General features: G+C 64.7%; 15 protein-coding genes. 4 read left to right on the top strand and 11 right to left on the bottom strand.

The window, feature by feature from the left end:
• Complete coding sequence (locus tag KGR00_RS15780) at positions 1-1179, bottom strand: acyl-CoA dehydrogenase (RefSeq protein ID WP_224419606.1); 1179 nt, start codon at positions 1177-1179, stop codon at positions 1-3.
• 208 nt (positions 1180-1387) lie between these two features.
• Positions 1388-1993: an NAD(P)H:quinone oxidoreductase gene (gene wrbA, locus KGR00_RS15775; RefSeq protein WP_129138884.1), complete on the bottom strand. Its 606-nt coding sequence runs from the start codon at positions 1991-1993 to the stop codon at positions 1388-1390.
• Positions 1994-2145: 152 nt separating this feature from the next.
• On the opposite strand from wrbA, the gene argE reads away from it, so the two are divergent.
• Both argE and KGR00_RS15765 read left to right on the top strand, forming a co-directional pair.
• Entirely contained in the window at positions 2146-3303 is a 1158-nt protein-coding gene (argE, locus tag KGR00_RS15770; protein WP_224419605.1) for an acetylornithine deacetylase, read from the top strand.
• Positions 3304-3403: 100 nt separating this feature from the next.
• Positions 3404-4165: an FCD domain-containing protein gene (locus tag KGR00_RS15765; protein ID WP_129138886.1), complete on the top strand. Its 762-nt coding sequence runs from the start codon at positions 3404-3406 to the stop codon at positions 4163-4165.
• Between the two features lie 22 nt (positions 4166-4187).
• Here the strand turns inward: KGR00_RS15765 and KGR00_RS15760 are convergent, their stop codons facing one another.
• Positions 4188-5987: an IlvD/Edd family dehydratase gene (locus KGR00_RS15760; RefSeq protein ID WP_224419604.1), complete on the bottom strand. Its 1800-nt coding sequence runs from the start codon at positions 5985-5987 to the stop codon at positions 4188-4190.
• Between the two features lie 244 nt (positions 5988-6231).
• Between KGR00_RS15760 and KGR00_RS15755 the strand changes: the two genes are divergently transcribed.
• On the top strand, positions 6232-7506 hold the full coding sequence (locus tag KGR00_RS15755; protein ID WP_224419603.1) for an aminotransferase class I/II-fold pyridoxal phosphate-dependent enzyme: 1275 nt from the start codon (positions 6232-6234) through the stop codon (positions 7504-7506).
• A gap of 326 nt (positions 7507-7832) precedes the next feature.
• Here the strand turns inward: KGR00_RS15755 and ugpC are convergent, their stop codons facing one another.
• Genes ugpC through KGR00_RS15720 form a run of 7 tightly spaced genes read right to left on the bottom strand, consistent with a single transcriptional unit; the run spans position 7833 to position 15281 of the window.
• Positions 7833-8861, bottom strand: coding sequence for a sn-glycerol-3-phosphate ABC transporter ATP-binding protein UgpC (gene ugpC, locus KGR00_RS15750; RefSeq protein WP_224419602.1), 1029 nt, complete (start codon positions 8859-8861; stop codon positions 7833-7835).
• 4 nt (positions 8862-8865) lie between these two features.
• A complete protein-coding gene (locus KGR00_RS15745; protein ID WP_224419601.1) occupies positions 8866-10506 on the bottom strand; it encodes a glycoside hydrolase family 43 protein in 1641 nt (546 codons plus the stop codon).
• 3 nt (positions 10507-10509) lie between these two features.
• Positions 10510-11340 carry a carbohydrate ABC transporter permease gene (locus KGR00_RS15740; protein WP_224419600.1) on the bottom strand — a complete coding sequence of 277 codons (831 nt, stop codon included), beginning with the start codon at positions 11338-11340 and terminating at the stop codon, positions 10510-10512.
• Positions 11337-12260: a sugar ABC transporter permease gene (locus KGR00_RS15735; protein ID WP_129138892.1), complete on the bottom strand. Its 924-nt coding sequence runs from the start codon at positions 12258-12260 to the stop codon at positions 11337-11339. The genes KGR00_RS15740 and KGR00_RS15735 overlap by 4 nt, the downstream gene beginning before the upstream one ends.
• Positions 12261-12319: 59 nt before the next feature.
• Positions 12320-13585, bottom strand: a complete 1266-nt coding sequence (locus KGR00_RS15730) for an ABC transporter substrate-binding protein (RefSeq protein ID WP_224419599.1) — start codon at positions 13583-13585, stop codon at positions 12320-12322.
• Positions 13586-13629: 44 nt separating this feature from the next.
• Entirely contained in the window at positions 13630-14514 is an 885-nt protein-coding gene (locus tag KGR00_RS15725; RefSeq protein WP_224424452.1) for an SMP-30/gluconolactonase/LRE family protein, read from the bottom strand.
• Positions 14511-15281 (bottom strand): SDR family oxidoreductase, encoded by a 771-nt coding sequence (locus KGR00_RS15720; RefSeq protein WP_224419597.1) that lies wholly within the window; start codon positions 15279-15281, stop codon positions 14511-14513. Before KGR00_RS15720 ends, KGR00_RS15725 begins: the two co-directional genes overlap by 4 nt.
• A 309-nt stretch (positions 15282-15590) precedes the next feature.
• On the opposite strand from KGR00_RS15720, the gene KGR00_RS15715 reads away from it, so the two are divergent.
• On the top strand, positions 15591-16823 hold the full coding sequence (locus KGR00_RS15715; protein ID WP_129138896.1) for an ROK family protein: 1233 nt from the start codon (positions 15591-15593) through the stop codon (positions 16821-16823).
• Between the two features lie 148 nt (positions 16824-16971).
• On the opposite strand, the gene KGR00_RS15710 is transcribed toward KGR00_RS15715, so the two are convergent.
• The coding region (locus tag KGR00_RS15710; RefSeq protein ID WP_224424451.1) for a dihydroxy-acid dehydratase at positions 16972-17817 on the bottom strand (846 nt) is incomplete at its 5' end.

The following is a 17817-nucleotide window of genomic DNA, read 5'->3' as shown; positions in this document are numbered from 1 at the left end:
TCAGGCAAAGGCCTGGATGCCGGTCTGGGCACGTCCCAGAATCAGCGCGTGCACGTCGTGGGTCCCCTCGTAGGTGTTGACCGTCTCCAGGTTGACCATGTGGCGAATCACCTCGTATTCCAGCGAGATACCGTTGCCGCCATGCATGTCGCGGGCCTGGCGGGCGATCGCCAGCGCCTTGCCGCAATGATTGCGCTTGATCAGCGAGATCATCTCCGGCGTCGCCTGGCCGGTGTCGAGCAGCCGGCCGACGCGCAGGCAGGCCTCGAGCCCCAGGGCGATCTCGGTCTGCATGTCGGCCAGCTTGACCTGCACCAGTTGGGTCGCCGCCAGCGGACGCCCGAACTGCTGGCGTTCCAGGGTATAGCGGCGCGCGGCATGCCAGCAGAACTCGGCGGCGCCCATGGTGCCCCAGGCGATGCCGAAGCGGGCCTTGTTGAGACAGCCGAAGGGCCCGCCCAGGCCGCTGGCATCGGGCAGCAGGGCCTCGTCGGGGACGAAGACGTCGTCGAGGACGATCTCGCCGGTCACCGAGGCGCGCAGCGAGAGCTTGCCGTGGATGGTCGGCGTCGAGAAGCCCTCGGCGCCGCGCTCGACGATGAAACCCTTGATCTTGCCCTCGTGGGCATCCGAGCGCGCCCAGACGATGGCGATGTCGGCGATCGGGCTGTTGGTGATCCACATCTTCTGCCCGCTCAGCCGGTAGCCGCCGTCGACCCGGCGCGCCCGGGTCTGCAGGCTGCCGGGGTCGGAACCGGCGTTGGGCTCGGTGAGGCCAAAGCAGCCCACCAGCTCGCCGCTGGCCAGCCCGGGCAGGTAACGTTGCTTCTGCGACTCGCTGCCGTAGGTCTCGATGGGATACATCACCAGCGAGGATTGCACGCTCATCGCCGAGCGGTAGCCGGAGTCGACCCGCTCGACTTCGCGGGCGATCAGTCCATAGGCGACATGACCGACCCCGGCCCCGCCGTAGGTTTCCGCGACGGTCGCCCCGAGCAGCCCCAGCTCGCCCATCTCGCGCAGGATCTCGCGGTCGAAGCGCTCCTGCTCGAAGGCCTCGCGCACCCGCGGCTGCAATGTCTCCTGGCAGTAGGCGCGTGCCATGTCCTGAATCTGTCGTTCGTCGTCGCTGAGCTGCTGTTCGAAGAGCAGCGGGTCGTGCCACTGGAATCCACTCATGTCGGCCTCGCGGGAACCGGGTTGCAGGGGATGACGCTCGCCATCATGCCGAAAATATTATCGACACAAACAAAAAATATCTACATTTTTAACGGACAATGAAAGGCCTGCTCGATGGCCCGGCAACAACGGCATAAACGAAATCGGGCGGGGCCCTGCGGCCCCGCCCGAGTGAGACGTGCGATATGGCGATGTGAGGGAGAGGCGATCAGCCGGCGAGCTTGGCGGTGGTCCTGGCGACATGTTCGCCCTGGAAGCGCGCGATGGTCAGTTCGTTCTCGCTGGGCTGGCGGCTGCCGTCGGGGCCGACGACAGTCGTGGCACCATAGGGCGTGCCCCCGGTCACCTCGCCCATCTCGGTCAGCGCCTGGCAGGAATACGGAACACCGACCACCACCATGCCCAGATGGAAGAGCATGGTATGGATCGAGGTCAGCGTGGTCTCCTGGCCGCCGTGCTGGCTGGCGGTCGAGGTGAAGGCGCTGCCCACCTTGCCGATCAGCTTGCCCTGGGCCCAGAGACCGCCGGTCTGGTCCCAGAAGTTGCGCATCTGCGAGGTCATGTTGCCGTAGCGAGTGGGCGTGCCGATGATGATCGCATCGTAGTCGGCCAGTTCGTTGGGATCCTCGATCAACGGCGCCGCCTGATCCCGCTTGTAGCCGGACTGCACGGCCACCTCGTCGGGCACCAGTTCGGCGACGCGGCGGATGTCGACCTGTGTCCCGGCAACGCCGCGCGCGCCCTCGGCCACGGCATTGGCCAGGGTCTCGACATGCCCATAGCTGGAATAGTAAACGATCAGGATACGGCTCATCGGAAACTCCTATCGACAATGAATCAAGCGCGAAAACGAATCATGAGTTGGCAAACGTTCTCAAGATGGCTCATGAGCGCTTTTCCGTCAAAAGCCCTGCCGGGGGCGCGCGGGGCCATGCTAGGCTGTGGCAAACGATCCCCGGAGCCCTCATGCAGTCCGCTCAGCAGCTACTCGAAACCCTGGTCGGGCACCCCACGGTGTCCCGCGATTCCAACCTCGACCTGATCCGCTTCGTCGAGGGCTATCTCGACGATCTGGCGGTGCCCTACCGCCGCATCGAGAGCGATGATGGCAAGAAGGCCAACCTGCTCGCGCGCATCGGCCCCGAGGTCGAGGGCGGCGTGGTGCTCTCCGGCCACACCGACGTGGTACCGGTGGACGGCCAGCCCTGGTCGAGCGATCCGTTCTCGCTCACCGACAAGGGCGACGGCCGCCTCTACGGCCGCGGCAGCTGCGACATGAAGGGCTTCATCGCCTGCGCGCTGGCCCAGGTCCCGCGCTGGCTGGAACAGTCGCTGACACGCCCCATCTATCTGGCACTCTCCTACGACGAGGAAGTGGGCTGCGTGGGCGCGCCACGGCTGATCGAGTCGCTGGTGGCCGACGAGCCCCGCCCCGCCGCGGTGATCGTCGGCGAACCGACACTGATGGCCCCGGTGGTCGCCCAGAAGGGCATCACCAACCTGCGGACCACCGTGACCGGACTGGAGGCACATTCCAGCCAGGTCAACCAGGGCGTCTCGGCGGTCCACGTCGCCGCCCGGCTGGTGACCCGAATCGAGGACATCATGGCCGAGCTGCGCGAGGCCGGCCGGGTCGACGAGGCCTTCAACGTCGCCCACTCCAGCCTTCACGTGGGCAAGATCGCCGGCGGCACGGCGATCAACATCATGGCGCGCGAATGCCAGTTCGACTGGGAGATCCGCCACCTGCCCCAGGACGGCTTCGAGTCGGTCTACGCGCGTTTCACCGAGTACGCCGAGTCCCTCGAGGGCGAGCTGCGCCAGCGCGCGCCGCAGGTCGCCATCCGTACCGAGAACCTGACCGATACCGTGCCGGGGCTGGCCGATCGCGACAACGCCGCGGCCCTCTCGCTGTGTCGCGACCTGCTCGGCGAGCGCGACAGCGAGGCCGTCGCCTACGCCACCGAAGCCGGCCAGTTCCAGCGCGCGGGCCTGCCGACGGTGATCTGCGGCCCGGGCAGCATCGCCCAGGCCCACCAGCCCGACGAGTACCTGGACAAGACCCAACTGGAAGCCGGGGCGGCCTTCATGGCCCGGCTCGGCGATCGCCTTGCCGGCGATTGATCCAGGCTTTCACGCCCATCGCCCTTGTTAACCGTTGGTCACGTTGTCCAAATGTTGAACATATGGCAGCGTTGATCGAAACCGTCTTGGAATCACATCCGTGAAGGGACAGCAACGCAAGTCAGCGTCGAGGCCCAGCGTCGCCGAGGCGCTGGCCGAGGCGATCTTCTCCGGCGACTACCAGCCGGGCGATTTCGTACCCAAGGAGCTCGCCCTGTGCGAGCACTACGCGATCAACCGTTCCGCGGTGCGCAGCGACCTGCGTCAGCTGGTCGACGTGGGCATCATCGAGCGCATCTCGGGGCATGGCTCCAAGGTGCGCGACTACACCGAGTGGAACATTCTCGACCCGCAGGTGACCGAGTGGATGACCCGCTACGCGGCGCCCAATCCCCGCGTCCAGCGCGAGATTCTCACCTTCCGGCTCGACGTCGAGCCCTACGTCGCGATGACCGCCGCCAAGCGCGCCACGGCACGCGACCTAGTAGCGCTCGAGGAAGCCTTCGAGGGCATGGGGCAGAACCTGCACAACGCCACCAACCCCGAGGAACGCCGCCTGCACAGCGACTACGACGTCGCCTTTCACGCGGCGATCTTCAAGGCCACCCACAACATCGTCTGGTCGCAGCTCTCGCACATCCTGCGCCCCTCCATCTACCTGCTGGTGTCGATGTCCAACGTCAGCGAGACCGATGACCCCGCGGCAAGCCTGGAGCGTCACCGCCAGTTGATGGAGTGCATTCGTGCCCGCCAGCCCCGCGAGGCCTTCCGCGCCGCCCAGCGGGTACTCGCCGGTACCGCCAAGGCACTCGGTCTGGAAGACCCCGAGACGTCGCTGGGGCGCGGCGTGGAACTGGAGTGACCGCCACGCCGACCCCGCCCGCTCAGTGGTTGTCGCGCGGCGGCGAGCGACGCGCCACATCGCGATACTTCGTCGCCGGCGCCAGCGCCATGCCGCGATCGAGCTGCTCGACCATGCCGCGCTGGATCTCCTGCCAGGGGGTCTGATGCGGCGGATAGATATAGCCGCCGCGTGACGCCAGCGCCTCCCGGCGCGAGGCGAGTTCCGCGTCGTCGATCAGCAGGCTCGCCTCACCGCGCGCCAGGTCGATGCGGACACGATCGCCGCTCTCGAGCAGCGCCAGGCCACCGCCAACGGCTGCCTCCGGCGAGGCGTTGAGGATCGACGGCGAGCCCGAGGTGCCCGACTGGCGCCCGTCGCCCAGGCACGGCAGCGACTCCACGCCCTGCCGGATCAGCGCCTCCGGCGGCTGCATATTGACCACCTCGGCACCGCCGGGGTGACCCACCGGCCCGGCGCCGCGCATCACCAGAATGGTGTTCTCGTCGATCGCCAGGGCGGGGTCGTCGATGCGCGCGTGATAATCCTCCGAGCCGTCGAACACCACCACGCGCCCTTCGAAGGCGCCGGGATCCTCGGGCCGGCTCAGGAAACGCCGGCGAAAGTCGTCGGCGATCACGCTGGTCTTCATCAGCGCCGAGTCGAACAGATTGCCCTTGAGGTTGATGAAGCCGGCGTGCTCGACCAGCGGATTGTCATAGCGACGGATGACGTCGTCGTCCCGGGTCTCGCAGCCGCCGACGTTGGCCGCGAGCGTTCGCCCGTTAGCGGTCATCACGTCGCCGTGCAGGCGCTTCGCCTTGAGCAGTTCGCTGAGAACCGCAGGCACGCCGCCGGCCCGATGGAACTCCTCGGAGAGGTAGATGCCGGCCGGCATCACGTTGGCCAGCAGCGGGATCTGGTGCCCCAGGCGCTGCCAGTCGTCGTTGTCGAGCTCGATACCGGCGTGGCGGGCGATGGCATTGACGTGGATCGGCGCGTTCGAGGAGCCGCCCAGCGCCGAACAGACCACGATGGCGTTCTCGAAGGCCTCGCGGGTCAGGATGTCCAGCGGGCGCAGATCCTCCCAGACCATGTCGACGATGCGCTCGCCGGTCTGGTAGGCGACCATCGCCCGCTCCTTGTAGGGCGCGGGAATCATCGCCGAGCCCGGCAGGCTCATGCCCAGCGCCTCGGCCATCGAGTTCATCGTCGAGGCGGTACCCATGGTGTTGCAGTGCCCGATCGACGGCGCCGAATCGGTGGCCCGGTCGAGAAACTCCGCGTAGCCGATATCGCCGGCGGCAAGACGCTTGCGCAGTTCCCAGATGATGGTGCCGGAACCCACGCGCTCGCTGCCCCGCCAGCCGTTGAGCATCGGCCCGCCGGAGAGCACGATCGCCGGGATGTTGACGGTCGCCGCGGCCATCAGACACGCCGGGGTGGTCTTGTCGCAGCCGGTGGTCAGCACCACGCCATCGAGGGGATAGCCATGCAGTACCTCGACCAGCCCCAGATAGGCCAGGTTGCGATCCAGCGCCGCGGTCGGCCGGCGCACGTTCTCGTGGATCGGATGCAGCGGGAACTCGAAGGGCACCCCACCGGCGGCGCGAATGCCATCCTTGACCCGCTTGACCAGCTCGACGTGGTGGCGGTTGCAGGGCGTCAGGTCGGAACCGGACTGGGCGATGCCGATGATCGGCTTGCCGCTCTTCAGCTCGTCGAGCGTGAGGCCGTAATTCATGTAGCGCTCGATGCACAGCGCCGTGGTGCCGGGATGATCGGGATTGTCGAACCACCAGCGTGAGCGCAGCTGGTCGGGAGTCATCTTGTGATCGCTCATGGTCTGACGCTTTTCTCTCGATGGTCGGTTGTCGAAAACAGGTCTCGCCCTTTCGCCAGCGTACTCTACCGGGACCTTCACGTATGTTGAACAAACGGATTATATGTTCAACATTAATGCCAGCACGACCGCCCCCCACGACCGGAGTCACGCAACCGGCAGGGGTGTCCTTTCGGGCCCCCGGGTCTCTGGCCCTATAATGGCTCTGGACAACAAGCACCAACCCGCCCGCACAGGACACGCCATGAAGCCCGAAACACTCGCCCTCCACCACGGCTATGCCCCCGACAACCAGCATGCCGTCGCCGTGCCCATCCACCAGAGCACGTCCTTCGCCTTCGACAACGCCCAGCATGCCGCCGACCTTTTCGACCTGCAGGTGGAAGGCAATATCTACTCGCGGATCATGAACCCCACCTGCGCGGTACTGGAACAACGCGTCGCCGCCCTCGAGGGCGGTATCGCCGGCCTGGCGGTCGCCTCGGGCATGGCGGCCATCACCTCCGCGATCCAGACCATCGCCGAGGCGGGCGACAACATCGTCTCGATCAGCGAACTCTACGGCGGGACCTACAACCTTTTCGCCCACACCCTGCCCCGTCAGGGCATCGAGGTACGCTTCGCCCACAAGGACGCCCTCGCCGAGATCGAGGCGATGATCGACGAGCGTACCAAGGCGGTGTTCTGCGAGAGCATCGGCAACCCGTCGGGCAGCCTCGTGGACATCGCCGCGCTGGCCGACGTGGCACACCGTCACGGCGTTCCGCTGATCGTCGACAATACCGTGGCGACCCCCTTCCTGTGGCGTCCCATCGAACATGGCGCGGATATCGTCGTCCACTCCGCCACCAAGTACATCGGCGGGCACGGCACGACCGTCGGCGGCGTCATCGTCGATTCCGGCCGGTTCCCCTGGGCCGATCAGGCCCGGCGTTTCGCGCTGCTCAACGACCCCGATGCCTCCTATCACGGCATCAGTTACACCCGGGACGTCGGCGACGCCGCCTTCATCACGCGGGCCCGGGTGGTGCCACTGCGCAACATGGGGGCCGCCCTCTCGGCCCAGGCCGCCTGGAACCTGCTGCAGGGGCTGGAGACCCTGGGGCTGCGCATCGAACGCGTCTGCGACAACACCCAGCGGATCGCGACCTACCTGGAAGGCCACCCGCAGGTCACCTGGGTGCAGTACGCCGGACTCGCCAGCCACAAGGACCATGCCCTGGCCGAGCGCTACATGGACGGTCGGGCGTCCGGCATCCTGAGCTTCGGTGTCCAGGGCGGCCGCGAGGCGAGCGCACGCTTCTACGACGCCCTGCAGCTGGTACTGCGCCTGGTCAATATCGGCGATGCCAAGACCTGTGCGGCGATCCCGGCGGCGACGACGCATCGCCAGCTCAACGACGAGGAGCTCGCTGCGGCCGGCGTCACCCCCGACATGGTGCGCCTGTCGATCGGCATCGAGCATGTCGACGACCTGATTGCCGACCTGGATCAGGCACTGGCCGCCGCCCGGGCCTGACACTCGCCACCGTGCGGTCGTGAGCTGTCACCACTCACGCCGCCGATTCGAAAACCTCTCCCCACCCGAAAGAACGCCGGCACGACGCCGGCGTCGGGGGGGGGCATTATCTCGCTCGTCGATTTATTCAGCATTTCCTAAGAGGGTGTTTACAAAATGCCTGCGCTCGACAATACGGCGTTAAAATCGGCCTCAAAATACTCATTTACCCCGTGTAAACTCCGTTTTTTCGGCCGATTTTGCCTTGTCTTGCCTTCGCTCGCCGACTTTGTAAACACCCTCTAAGCCAAACATCTCTGCCGCCTGTTCAACATGAGTGATCAGCCTTAAAAGCCCGACGCTTGCCGGGAAGACTCGATACGCATTCCTCCGCTGTCGAAGCAATGCAGTGACTCGGGTCGCGGCGTCAGCCACAACGACTCGCCGGACCTCGTCGGGTCGTCTCCCGGCAAGCGCACGATGAGGCCCCCCAGCTCGCCAGCGTCCATGTAGGCGAAGGTATCGGCGCCGAGCTTCTCGATCACCCGCACGCGGCCACGCCAGGCGCCCTGCTCGCGGCTTACGTCGATATGCTCGGGCCGCACTCCCAGCGCGTGTGCGCCATACGCTTGTGCGGTCGGCCCCTCGATCAGGTTCATGCGCGGCGAGCCGATGAATTCGGCCACGAAACGCGTCGCGGGGCGCGTGTAGAGCTCCATCGGCGTCCCCGCCTGCTCGATGCGTCCGCCGTTCATGACCACGATCCTATCGGCCAGGGTCATCGCCTCGACCTGATCGTGAGTCACGTAGATCATCGTCGCGCCGAGCCGCTGGTGCAGTTCGGCCAGTTCGACGCGCATGCGGTTGCGCAGGGATGCATCAAGATTGGAGAGCGGCTCGTCGAACAGGAACACCCCGGGATTACGCACGATGGCCCGACCGATCGCCACGCGCTGGCGCTGCCCACCGGAAAGCGCCGCCGGCTTGCGATCGAGATACTCCTCGAGATTGAGCAATCGAGCCGCCTCGGCGACCTTGGCCTTGCGCTCCTCGACTGGCACCTTGGCCAGACGCATCCCGAAGTCGATGTTGCGAGCCACGCTCATGTGCGGATAGAGCGCATAGGATTGGAAGACCATTGCCACGTTGCGCTCGGCGGGCTCCTCCTGGGTCACGTCGCGTCCGTCGATCGACACTGTGCCTTCGCTGGCGGTCTCGAGACCGGCGATAATGCGCAGCAGCGTGGACTTGCCACACCCCGAGGGCCCCACCAGGACGGTGAAGCTGCCGTCATCGATCGTCAGGTGCATGTCGGGAATCACGTCCGCACCGCCCTTGAAGCGTTTGCGAACTCCCTTCAGAGTCACGTCGGCCATGGGATTATCCTCTCGGTAAATCGTTGTCGGTCATCCGTGGCTCGGACCGGATGTAGCGAAACGCGCTGAAGTCGGCCGGCAGGGCGCGACCGCTGATGTCGTGCGCCGCCATGCCCAGGAAGGTGCCAGTGAAGTAGCCGTGGGCACGCCCCGCCCCCTCGTCGGAAAGCACCCCGGCGTCCAACGTGGGCCCGACCGGCTGCCATTCGCCGCCACCCTCGGCGTAGCGAAACTGCAGGCTGGCCCCGTCCATCGTCAGTCCCAGGCGCACTGACGTTTCCTCGTCGAGCATCACGGGAGCGGCCAGAGGGAAGTCGAGGTCGCCGCTCGGCCAGTTGTCGGCGCAACTCAGGATGGTCAGCACGCGCCGACCGGCGTCATCGCGGGTGACTGCCAGGTAGTGGAACTTGAAGCGGTTGTAGTAAGCGATCAGCCCGGCGCACTGCTGGTAATCCTCGGGCGCGAACTCGAGTGTCGTCTCGGCCTCACAGGAAAAAACGTCACGCCGCCGTGCGACCAGCGCCTGCTCGAACCACGAGCCCGGCGACTGACGGCCGTAGAGGCGCAGATACCCGCGCCGCTCGGTCAACGAGAACAGTCGTTCGGGATACGGCGTGCGCAACCACTGAAAGGCCATCGGCAACGTCGCGCTATCGAACGCATGGCTCTCCTCCCGCTCGAGGGGCCAGGACGTCGCGCCGTACGGCGCCTCTACCTCGTTCTGCGGGGCGTTGCCGCCGACTGCCAGGCGCAACCAGCCATCGTCGTCCCAGTGAGCCCGTTGCAAGGCCGTTTCGCGGCCCAGTGGCGAACGCTGAGTACCGGGTAGCGGGCGGCCACAGAGATGCACCAGATAGGTCTCGCCCGCCGGGGTGTCGACAAGATCGGCGTGACCCGCGCGCTGTAACGCAAGGCTCTCGTCGTCCCGCGAGGTCAGCACCGGGTTGTCCGGGTGGACCTCGTAGGGGCCGGTGATCGATCGCGATCGGGCCATGGTCACCGCATGGCCATACCCCGTGCCGCCCTCGGCGACCAGCAGGTGATACCAGCCGTCACGACGGTACAGGTGCGGGCCCTCGGTCAGCTTCATGGCGGTGCCCGCGAAGATCGTATGGATCGGACCGATCAGTGTCCGCGCCTCGGCATCGTACTCCTGCAACACGATGCCACCGAAGCGGTCCGGTCCCGCCGCCTGACGATAGTCCCACTTCAAGTTGAGCAGCCAATGGCGGCCATCGTCGTCATGGAACAGCGATGGATCGAAACCGCTGGCATTGAGAAACACCGGATCGCTCCACGGGCCTTCAATGCTCGGCGAGCTGACCAGATAGTTGAGCCCATCCTTGAAGTGCCCCTCGTAGCGCTTCATGTCGGTATAGATCAGCCAGAAGCGGCCCTGTGAATGACTCAGGCAAGGGGCCCAGATACCGCAGGAATCGGGGTTGCCGCGCATGTCCAGTTGGGCCGGCCGTTCGAGCGGCCGGCGCACCAGCCGCCAGTTGACCAGATCCGTCGAATGGTGGATTTGCACCCCGGGGTACCATTCGAAAGTGGAGGTGGCGATGTAGTAATCCTCGCCCACCCGGCAGATCGAGGGATCCGGATTGAACCCGGGAAGAATGGGGTTGGTGAACGTGACAGCCATGCTTCACCCTTTTACGGAACCGCCGGTCAGCCCGGCGACAATGTATTTTTGCGCCGCCAGGAAGAACACGATGGCGGGCAGGATGGTCAGCGAAACGAATGCCAGGATCAGATTCCACTGGGTCAGGTACTCGCCGCGGAACTGCATCATTCCCAGCGGCCAGGTGTAGATCGACTCGGTATTGAACACCACCAGCGGCAACAGGAAGTTGTTCCAGCTCTGCACGAAGACGAACACCCCGACCGTGGCCAGAATCGGCGTCGACAGCGGCAACGTGAAGGCCCAGAAGAAGCGCAGGTAGCTGCAGCCATCCACATAGGCCGCTTCGAACAATTCGCGTGGCAATTGGTCGAAGAACGCCTTGAAGAGCAGTATCGCCAGCGACAGCCCGAAGGCGGTCTGCGGCAGGATTACCGCCCAGTAGGTATCCAGCAGCCCCAGATCCCGCACCTTGATGAACAACGGCAGGATCGCCGCCGCGAAGGGGAACATCAGCCCCAGCAGCAGATAGGAGTGCAGCATGCGCGAACCGAAGAAACGGATGTGCGAGAACACGTAGGCCGCCGCCGCCCCGACGATCAGTGTCAGCACCACCGTCGCCGACGAAATCAGCAGCGAGTTGCCCAGGTACTGCCAGAAGTCGGGATTCTCGAGGATGCCCGCGTAGTGGCTCACGTCCCAGCTCGCCGGCAGTCCCAGCGGATTGGTGCGCAACTGCGCATTGCTCTTGAAGCCGCCGAAGAACGCCGCCAGCAGCGGACCGATGACGAAACCGGCGACGACCAGCAGCACGATCACCCGCAGACTGTTGCGCAACAGGAACAGGCGTCTCATGCGCCCTCCTTGGCCATCGCGTGGCGCTGGTAGAAGAAGGCGATCAGCATGGCGATGACGAACAGGAAGATGGCGGCGGCACTGCCGAAGCCGATCTTCAGCCGGGTCAGGCCGAAGGTATAGAGATAGGTGACGATGGTGTGGGTGCTGTTCGACGGCCCCCCGTTGGTCAGGGGAATGATGATGTCGAAGATCTGCAGCGAGCCGATCAGCGCGAAGAACACGCTGACCACGATGGCGTGCTTGATCATCGGCACCTGGACATGACGGGCAATCTGCCAGGGACCGGCGCCCTCGAGCCGCGCGGCCTCGACGAGATCCTTGGGTACACCCTGCAGGGCGGCGATATAGATCATCATGTGGAAACCGAAATACTTCCAGACGATGACCGTCATGATCGCGGCGAACGCCCATTGGCGATCGGCGAGGATATACACCGACTCCATGTCCATGGCATGGAAGAGTTGAGCCGTCACGCCGTATTCGCCATCGAAGACGAAACTCCAGATCAGCCCGGCGGCCACCTCGGCAAGGATATAGGGAAGGAAGAACACCAGCCGGAACAGGGCATTGGTCGGCGTCTTGCGATAGATCAGCAGTGCCAGGCCCAACGCTAGCGGTAATTGGACGACCAACGAGACGACGACCAATTGTGCGGTGTTCCAAAGCGCGGTGTGAAAGGTCGAATGCCCCAGCAGACGCTGATAGTTTTCCGCCCCGACGAAGTCGCTGGGCGTGGCATAACCGTTCCAGTCGAACAGGCTGTAATAGGCGGCATCCGCCAAGGGCAGGATGACGAAAAGCGAGAACAGGATAAGTGCCGGCGGCAACAGCAGCAGCACGGCGCTCAGTCGACCGCTGGCGCGACCACGCCGCAGCCGTTGTCGCCAGCCGGAAGGGGAATACGACGATGTAGTCATCTCAAACACCCGGTATGAGGCTCGACAGGGGCCGTTACCGGCCCCGGCGAAAGGCACACTTAGCGGAACTGCCAGGCTTCCTCGACACGCTCGGCCGCTTCTTCCGGCCCGGTCACGCCCTGAGCGATGTCGGTGCTGATGTCGTTCACCGTCGCACCGACCGACACACCCAGGTCATGATCGAGGAATACCTGATGGTAGGAGGATTGGCCGATGTCCCGGGCCACCTTGCGGGCATAGGGCGTCGTCAATGCCTTTTCGGCCCCCTTGACGATCGGCACGAAAATGCCGCGCCTGGCCGCCTCACGTTGATTGTCGAGGCTCAGCAGGCTCTTGAGGAATGTTATTGCCACTTCCGGGGCGTCACGCGTGACCGCCCAGCCGTTCAGGCCGCCGAAGGTCGCTTCGTTGCCTTGCCCCCCTTCCACGCGGGGAAACGAGATGAAGCGCAGATCCTCGTCCGACACCCCTTCTCCGCTCATCGAGCGCTGCTTCGAGGGCAGATAGTCCCAGTCGCCCATCAGGTGGAAAGCCGCCTCGCCATCGCCGAACATGCCGCTGGCGCGCTCGTAGGTGGTGGTCATGAAACCAGGCTGGAACGGCTCGAGTTCGACCAGTTGCTCGAGCTTGTCGCCGGCCTGGACGAAGGGCGGCGCGGCAAAACCCTCGCCCTCACCCGCCTTGGCGGCCGCGAAACCCTGCTGACCGGCCAGCCGGGTGGCCAGGCTGCCCCAGTAGAAATGCATCGGCCAGCCATCCTTGGCCCCCACCACGATCGGCGTGACGCCGGCCTTCTTGAGCTTGGAGACGGCATCGAGGAAGTCCTGCCAGGTGTCGATGGCATCGACATCCACGCCGGCCTTCTCGGTCAGTGCGGTGTTGGTCCACAGGCCCACCTCGGTGACGTATAGCGGCGCGCCATAGATCTTGCCATTGATGGTAAAGGCGTCGATGGCCGAGTCCGGGAAACGTGACTGCCAGCCGCCCTGCATGGCCGCGGTCAGATCCTTGACGAAGCCGGCCTCGACCTTCTCCTTCAAGGCCTCGCCACCCCAGCTGTAGAAGATGTCCGGGCGCTGGCTGGACTGCAGCAAGGTGGGCAGCTTGGACTTGTAGGCTTCGTTGGAGAGGTAGTCGAGTTCGATGGTCACGCCGGGGTGGCTCTTCTCGAATTCGCGAGCGATCTCGGCGTAGTAATCCTTCTCGACCTGACTGATCTCGACGCGCATCATGCGAATCGTGGTATCCGCCATCACCGACTGCACGGAGCCGAGCAGCGTGGCAGCGGAGACGACCAGCAGCGTCTTTCTGGTATGACTGAACATGGGCTACTCCCGTCTTGTTGTTGGAGCGTGGCATGGGCGGTCACTCAGCGCGTGACGCGCGGTTCGACCTGCCCCGGGTTGGGCGCGGACATGGCGAACAGGCTGCCCGCCGACGGCCATTGATGGTGTTTTTCCTCATCGCTCAAATGCTGGGTGGCGGTAGTGATATAGAGTGTTTTTCGGTCGGCACCACCGAAGGCCACCATGGTGGGGTGCGGGCAAGGCAGTGCGTGGCTCTCCAGGAAAGCGCCGTGACGATCGAATCTGGCGATCTGGCCGCCTCCGTAGAGCGCACACCAGTAGTCGCCGTGGCTGTCCACCGCCGCGCCGTCCGGCACTCCGGGCAGGTCATGGCGCGCCAGATCGATCCATAATTCGCCCGACTCGAGCGTGCCGCGCTCGGCGTCGAAGGCGTAACGCCATACCTGGCGGGTGGGTGAATCGGCGTGATAGGCGAAGCGACCATCCGGGCTGAACGCCAGGCCGTTGGAGATGGCCAGGGCGCTTCTCATGGCTGTGAGGCGTTCACCGTCCAGGCGATACAGGCTGGCACTTGGCAAAGCTTCGGCAGCATCGATCGTGCCCACCCAGAATCGCCCGAGCGGGTCGCAGCGGCCGTCGTTGAAGCGGTTACCGGACGCATTGCGCCATTCGGGATTGGCGACGATTAACGATTTCTCGCCATCAGAAGCATCCAGCCGATAGATCCCCGAGCGCGCGGCGACGACCAGCCCCGTGGCACTCAACGCTACGCAGCCCAGGGGCTCGCCCAGCGCGACACGCGATGGCGCGTCGTCGCTCCCGGGCCGCCAGCTATAGACCAGCCCGAGGTTGATATCCACCCAGTGAAGGGACTCGTTCGATGCGTCCCACACGGGGCTCTCACCCAGGCTCATGTCGAGCTCGACGGCGACGATGGGTATGCTCATCCCCAGCCTCCATCGACCGGAATTTCCTGGGCACTGATCTGGGCGCTATCGTCGGCGGCGAGAAACAACGCGGCGGGCGCGATGTGCTCGGCTTCCAGGCGTACCTTCAGGCATTGATGGGCCTGGATATTGGCCTCGTCCTCGGGGCCGATCCACTTCTCGAGCTGACGCTCGGTCATGATGCTGCCGGGCACCAGCGTATTGACGCGAATGCCGCAAGGGCCCAAGTCGCGGGCCAGGCTGCGCGTCAGCCCGTGCACCGCGGCCTTGGCACTGACATAGGCGGCCATGTCACCAAGCGCCAGGCGCACGCTGATCGAGCCGAAGTTGATGATCGAGCCGCCCCCCGCCGCGCGCATCTGTTCGGCCACGGCCTGGATGGTGAAGAACATCGGACGCAGGTTGAGCGACATTCGCTCGTCCCAATAGTCGACATCGACGTCACGCCAGTCGTGACGATCGTCGTTGGCGGCATTGTTGATCAGTACGCGAATGGGACCGATCGTCTCAGCGACCCGAACGATGGTCGCCTGCAAGGCCTCGACATCCCGGATGTCGCAAAATTCGAAGCGAGGCGCCCGACCGGTTTCCCGCTCGAGCTCTTCGACCAGTGCCTCGCTCGCCTCTCTGGCGATATCGACGAAAACCACCCGAGCCCCCTGACGATGAAAGGCGCGTGTCAGGGCGGCACCGATCCCGCTACCGCCCCCGGTAATGAATACCACACGCTGTTCGAGACTCGGATATCGCGCTGAAAGGTGGGTCATGCCGGCTCCTGTTTTTCGCCTTGTTCAGGGTCTTGGGGCTAGATGGCCCGCCATACGTGACTTCCTTGCAGCCGCTAGGGATAAGGCTGGCTCTGCAAGCGCATTTAATTTAGCAAATAAATTAAATAATCCCACATGCCACTTTAGTCGTTGCGCCAAATCACCGAGTAACACGCTCAAGGCCTGTCTTGGTGTAGCCGGCAGCCATCGATCTCGTACTATCCATCGACAGACGCGGTTGACGAGAGCATTTTCTTCGTGCTTTCGTCACTATATAATTAAGGCCAGAAATTAATCTGAGGTTTACCCATGGCCGCCCCGGTCACCGAATCGATACGTACCGACAACACCTTGGCCCTGATCCGCTCACTGCGTACCCATGGCGCCATGGCACGTATCGACTTGGCAGCCGCCAATCAGCTGAGTTCAGCGACGGTGACCTCGATCAGTGGCGAGCTAATCGACCAGGGCATCGTCGTCGAGCGCCCCCCCGACAGCCAAGGCCCTGGCCACCGTGGCCGCCCCAAGACACTGATCGCGCTCCATCCGCATGCGGCTTGTGTCATCACCGTCAAGTTATCGATCAACGAAGTGCGCTTCACGGTCGGCAATTTCTGTGGCGAGCTACATCACGACGACACATTAGCGGTCGATACGCTGGCTCTCACGGCCGAGGCTCTGAGCGAGTTGCTCATACGCCATATCGATGATCTGTGCCTGCGCATGACGTCCGCCTGCGGCCCGGTCGCCAGTATCTGCGTGGCCGTGCAAGGGATCGTGTCACCACTGCGCGGCAGCATCGTCTGGTCCCCGGCGTTCACCCTGCGCAATGTCGATATCGTCTCGCCACTCCGGGCTCGCTTCGCCTGTCCGGTCCAGCTCGAAAACGACGCCAACTGCATCTCTGCAGCGATTACCCGCCATCCCGACTACATGGCCATTCCCAACCTGGCAGTGATAATGCTCGGCTATGGCGTGGGCATGGCGATCATGATCGATGGCAAACCCTATCTCGGCGCGCACGGTTCGTCGGCGGAGTTCGGGCATACCAAGTACGAAGCCAACGGTGCACTCTGCGCCTGCGGCAAACGTGGCTGCATCGAAGCTTACGTCAGCGACTACGCGCTCTACCGAGACGCCCATACCTTATTGCCGCTACCTGCCGGCGATAGCGCCCACCCCTCGGAAGAACAAATGCAAGTGCTAGTTCGGCTCGCCGAAGACGGCAATCCGATAGCCAGACAGATATTCGACAAGGCAGGTCACGTGCTGGGCACCGGCATCGCCAACATACTGGCGCTTTTCAACCCTGATCAGGTTCTGATCACCGGATCAGGCGTGCGAGCCTACGATCAACTCAAGCCCAGCCTCGAACAGGCGTTGAATGATGCCTTGGTCGCGGAATTGATCGGCCAGACACGCCTCACCACTTACGGCTGGGACCACGACATGACCTGCATGGGAGCCATCCAGCTGGCACTGAAGGCAGCGGACCGTCGCCTGATGCAAGCCGACCGTCCAAGGGCCCTGCCCCTGGCCTGAGCCGTCACGGTAGGCAACTCGAACATTCCGCGCGGCTGTCTTCCCGGAAAGCCCCTTACAACAGCCGACATTCGCAACTGACACAAAAGCGCCGCCGGCTTGTGGCGGCGGCGCTTTTATATCGCCTGGATATCCTGCCACCTGCTTTTCAATGCGAGTGGCGTGGCACCTCGGCGCCGCGGCAGCCGACCAGGAAGTCGAAGTCGCAGCCCTCGTCGGCCTGCAGCACGCGCTCGATATAGAGCTGGCGGTAGCCGCCGCTACTGGCGATCCGGCGCGACGCCGCGGTGGGGTCGTTCTCGGCCAGACGACGTTCGAGCTCGGCGTCGTCGACCTCCAGGTGCAGGGTGCCGGCGTAGGCGTCGAGTTCGATCCAGTCGCCGTTCTCGACCGCCGCCAGCGGGCCGCCAGCGGCGGCCTCGGGGGCGACGTGCAGCACCACGGTGCCGTAGGCGGTGCCGCTCATCCGCGCGTCCGAGATCCGCACCATGTCGGTGACACCCTGCTCGAGCAGCTTGGCGGGCAGGCCCATGTTGCCGACCTCGGCCATGCCGTGATAGCCACGCGGTCCGCAGTGCTTCATGACCAGGATGTCGTCGGCGGTGACGTCGAGATCGGGGTCGTTGATGCGCGCCTTGTAGTCGTCGAAGTCCTCGAACACCACGGCGCGGCCGCGATGGGTCATCAGCTCGGGGGTCGCCGCCGAGGGCTTCAACACCGCGCCCTGGGGGGCGAGGTTGCCGCGCAGGATGCACATGCCGCCGTCCTCGCGCAGGGGGTCGTCGAGCGGGCGGATGACCGCGTCGTTGTAGAGCGGGGCGTCCTTGACGTTGTCCCACAGCGTCTTGCCGTTGACGGTCAGGGCGTCCTTGTGAGGAATCCGCTCGGCCTCGCCGAGGCGCTTGAGTACCGCCGGCAGCCCGCCGGCGTAGTAGAACTCCTCCATCAGATAGCGCCCGGAGGGCTGCAGGTCGACGATCGTCGGCGTGCCGCG

The sequence above is a fragment of the Modicisalibacter sp. MOD 31.J genome (genome assembly GCF_020147985.1).
GTDB classification, from domain to species: Bacteria; Pseudomonadota; Gammaproteobacteria; order Pseudomonadales; family Halomonadaceae; genus Modicisalibacter; species Modicisalibacter coralii.
The sequence above is the reverse complement of the archived record's forward strand: the minus strand, read 5'-3'. Positions and strand labels throughout refer to the sequence as shown.

What these genes read in the sequence shown, in the direction of transcription:
- KGR00_RS15780 (WP_224419606.1), bottom strand. Translation starts at nt 1,179, where the DNA reads ATGAGTGGATTCCAGTGGCACGACCCGCTGCTCTTCGAACAGCAGCTC.
- wrbA (WP_129138884.1), bottom strand. Translation starts at nt 1,993, where the DNA reads ATGAGCCGTATCCTGATCGTTTACTATTCCAGCTATGGGCATGTCGAG.
- argE (WP_224419605.1), top strand. Translation starts at nt 2,146, where the DNA reads ATGCAGTCCGCTCAGCAGCTACTCGAAACCCTGGTCGGGCACCCCACG.
- KGR00_RS15760 (WP_224419604.1), bottom strand. Translation starts at nt 5,987, where the DNA reads ATGAGCGATCACAAGATGACTCCCGACCAGCTGCGCTCACGCTGGTGG.
- KGR00_RS15755 (WP_224419603.1), top strand. Translation starts at nt 6,232, where the DNA reads ATGAAGCCCGAAACACTCGCCCTCCACCACGGCTATGCCCCCGACAAC.
- ugpC (WP_224419602.1), bottom strand. Translation starts at nt 8,861, where the DNA reads ATGGCCGACGTGACTCTGAAGGGAGTTCGCAAACGCTTCAAGGGCGGT.
- KGR00_RS15745 (WP_224419601.1), bottom strand. Translation starts at nt 10,506, where the DNA reads ATGGCTGTCACGTTCACCAACCCCATTCTTCCCGGGTTCAATCCGGAT.
- KGR00_RS15740 (WP_224419600.1), bottom strand. Translation starts at nt 11,340, where the DNA reads ATGAGACGCCTGTTCCTGTTGCGCAACAGTCTGCGGGTGATCGTGCTG.
- KGR00_RS15735 (WP_129138892.1), bottom strand. Translation starts at nt 12,260, where the DNA reads ATGACTACATCGTCGTATTCCCCTTCCGGCTGGCGACAACGGCTGCGG.
- KGR00_RS15730 (WP_224419599.1), bottom strand. Translation starts at nt 13,585, where the DNA reads ATGTTCAGTCATACCAGAAAGACGCTGCTGGTCGTCTCCGCTGCCACG.
- KGR00_RS15725 (WP_224424452.1), bottom strand. Translation starts at nt 14,514, where the DNA reads ATGAGCATACCCATCGTCGCCGTCGAGCTCGACATGAGCCTGGGTGAG.
- KGR00_RS15720 (WP_224419597.1), bottom strand. Translation starts at nt 15,281, where the DNA reads ATGACCCACCTTTCAGCGCGATATCCGAGTCTCGAACAGCGTGTGGTA.
- KGR00_RS15715 (WP_129138896.1), top strand. Translation starts at nt 15,591, where the DNA reads ATGGCCGCCCCGGTCACCGAATCGATACGTACCGACAACACCTTGGCC.